A 3109-nucleotide genomic window follows, 5' to 3' on the forward strand; every position below is an offset into this window, starting at 1 on the left:
GCGCCGGCGTAGGAAGCGGGCTGCTGATCAGTCACCGCACGTGGGGCCGGCGGGGTTGGGGTCCCCGGCGGCACAGCGATGAGGCGTCAGCCGAAGAGCCATCAACTCGGCGCTGGTTCGAGCGATCCCTCGAGCACGGCCTTCGACAGCGTCACCGGTACCGAGATCGGGTACTCCCCGGACACGCACGCGGTGCAGAACCCCGCCCCCGGCGCCTCGATGGCCCGGAGCATGTTCTCCAGCGAGAGAAACGTGAGCGAGTCCACGCCCAGCACGTCCTGGATCTCGGTGACGGTGAGGTTGGCCGCCAGCAACTCGGCGCGCGTGCCGGTGTCGACGCCGTAGAAGCACGGCCACCGGTACGGAGGGCTCGACACCCGCAGGTGGACCTCGGTGGCGCCGGCCTCGCGCAGCATGCGCGTGATGGCCCGCTGCGTCGTGCCGCGCACGATCGAGTCGTCGACGACGACCAGCCGCTTGCCCGCCACGTTCTCCTTGAGCGGGTTGAGCTTGCGGCGCACGCCGGCGGCCCGCTGCTCCTGGTTGGGGCTGATGAACGTGCGGCCGATGTAGCGGTTCTTCACCAGACCCTGGCCGTAGGGGATCCCGCTGGCCCGGGCGAAGCCCTCGGCCGCCGGCACGCCCGACTCGGGCACGCCCATCACCAGGTCGGCGTCGACCGGGGCCTGCTCCGCCAGCAGCTCACCCATGCGCCGGCGGGCGCCGTGCACCTCCTTGCCGTACAGCACGCTGTCGGGCCGGGCGATGTACACGAACTCGAAGGCGCAGAGGCGGGGCTCCACCCGGCCGGCGGGGAAGGGCCGCAGGGTGCGGTAGCCGCTGGCGTCGATGACCACCATCTCCCCGGGGTCGAGCTCGCGCACGTACGCCGCCCCGACCACGTCGAGGGCCGAGCTCTCCGACGCCAGCACCCAGCCGACGTCGAGCCGGCCCAGGCACAGCGGCCGGAAGCCGTTGGGATCGCGCACGCCGATCAGATGGGCGGCGTCCATGAGCACGAAGGAGAAGGCGCCCTGCAGCTCGGGAAGCACCTGGACGAGGGCCCGCTCGAGGTCGCGCCCGTCGCTGCGGCCGTCGTCGTCGGCGGGAAAGCGCCGGGCGATCAGCTCGGCCACCAGGTCGCTGTCGCTGGCCACGGTGCCGGGCAGCATCCCGGTCTGCGCCGCCAGCTCGGCCGTGTTGGTGAGGTTCCCGTTGTGGCCCAGGGCAAAGCCCGCCTCCCCGACCGACCGGTACACCGGCTGGGCGTTGCGCCACGTGGACGCCCCGGTCGTCGAGTAGCGGGTGTGGCCGATGGCCAGGTGGCCGGACAGCGGGGTCAGGGTGCGCTCGTCGAACACGTTGCTCACCAGGCCCATGTCCTTGACCACGGTGATGGTGGCCCCGTCGGACACCGCCATCCCGGCCGACTCCTGGCCCCGGTGCTGCAGGGAGTACAGGCCGTCGTAGGTGAGGAAGGCCACCGGCATCCCGGGCGCGTAAACGCCGAAGACCCCGCACGCCTCCTTCACGCCGTCAGTCTCCCACACCCGGCCTGCCCTCATGTCGATCTGGCATACCGTTCGGGCCGGCATGATCGACCTGCACACCCATTCGAACGTCTCGGACGGATCGGACGCCCCGGCCCGGATAGCCGAGCTGGCCGCCGCCGCCGGGTGCACGGCGTTCTCCCTGACCGACCACGACCGCCTCGACGGCCAGGGCGAGGCCGGGCGTCGCGCCGCCGAGCTCGGCCTGGCCCTGGTGCCGGGCTGCGAGATCAGCTGCGAGTGGCCCGCGACGTTCCACCTCCTCGTCTACTTCGTGGAGGCCGGCGCCGGCACCCCCATGGAGACCGAGCTGGCCGACCTCCAGCGGGCCCGGGACGACCGCAACGGGGTCATGATCGAGCACCTGCAGCGCCTCGGGCTGCCGGTCACGATGGAGGAGGTCGCGGCCGAGGCCGGCGGGGTCGGGATCGGGCGGCCCCACGTGGCCGCCGTCCTCGTTCGCAACGGCGCCGTCTCGTCGGTCCAGGAGGCCTTCGACGTCTGGCTGGCCAAGGGCCGGCCCGGCTACGTGGACAAGCGCCGGCTCCATCCCGACGAGGCCCTCCGGGTGGCTCTCGAATCGGGCGGGGTTCCGGTGGTGGCCCACCCCCTGTCGCTCGGCCTGGAGCCCGCCGGGCTCGACCGGACCCTCGGGGAGCTGGCCGCCCTCGGCCTGGCCGGCATGGAGTGCATCTACGGCCGCTACACGCCGGAGGAGCGGGCCGGTCTGGCCGACCTGGCCCGCCGCCACGACCTGGTGGTGACCGGCGGCTCCGACCACCACGGCACCTACAAGCCCGACCTGACCGTGGGCACGGGCCGGGGTGACCTCGACGTTCCCGACTCGGTGGTGGCCGACCTGGAGGCCCGCCGCAACTGACTCCGGCCGTGTCGGTCATCGTGCCCGTGCGGAACCGCCGGGAGCTCCTCCGGTGCTGCCTCGACGCCCTGGGCGGCCAGACCCTGGGGGACCACGAGGTGATCGTCGTCGACGACGGCTCGACCGACGGCTCGGGGGAGGAGGCGTGGTCGGACGAGCGGTCCGGGCGCCCGGTACGGGTCCTGCGCACCCCGTCGGTCGGGGCGGTGGCGGCGCGCGCCGCCGGGATCCGGGCGGCCCGGGGCCAGGTGCTGGCGTTCACCGACTCCGACTGCACGCCCACGGCGGGCTGGCTGGCCGCCGGCGTGGCCGCCATCCGGGCGGGGGCGGCGGTGGCGGTGGGCCCGACCTGGCCGGCGGGGCCGGTCCGGCCCCTGGAGCGATCCCTGGCGTCGGACGGCCGCGACGGCCTCTACGCCACGTCCAACGTCTTCTACGAGCGCGCCGCCCTGGAGGCCGCCGGCGGCTTCGACCCCCGGGCCGGCTCACGACTGCGCGTCCGCCCGGGGCGGACCCTCCGGGGAACCGGCTTCGGGGAGGACACCCTGCTGGCCTGGCGGGTCATCCGGGCGGGCGGGGGCACGGCCGTCTGCCCCGGGGCGGTCGTCCATCACTACGTGTTCCCCGCCGACCTCGCCGACAGCGTGCGGCGGGCCTGGTCGGTCGGCGCCTTCCCCGC

At 74.2% G+C, this 3109-nt stretch carries 3 protein-coding genes; 2 read left to right on the forward strand and 1 reads right to left on the reverse strand.

Annotated elements, in window-relative coordinates:
• Positions 1-101: 101 nt before the first annotated feature.
• Entirely contained in the window at positions 102-1565 is a 1464-nt protein-coding gene (gene purF, locus VFW24_16670; protein HEX5268404.1) for an amidophosphoribosyltransferase, read from the reverse strand.
• 28 nt (positions 1566-1593) lie between these two features.
• Between purF and VFW24_16675 the strand changes: the two genes are divergently transcribed.
• Both VFW24_16675 and VFW24_16680 read left to right on the forward strand, forming a co-directional pair.
• Positions 1594-2430: a PHP domain-containing protein gene (locus VFW24_16675; protein HEX5268405.1), complete on the forward strand. Its 837-nt coding sequence runs from the start codon at positions 1594-1596 to the stop codon at positions 2428-2430.
• An 8-nt stretch (positions 2431-2438) separates the two neighbouring features.
• The coding region (locus VFW24_16680; GenBank protein ID HEX5268406.1) for a glycosyltransferase family A protein at positions 2439-3109 on the forward strand (671 nt) is incomplete at its 3' end.

Source organism: Acidimicrobiales bacterium (assembly GCA_036273495.1).
In the GTDB taxonomy this organism is placed as follows: Bacteria; Actinomycetota; Acidimicrobiia; order Acidimicrobiales; family JAJPHE01; genus DASSEU01.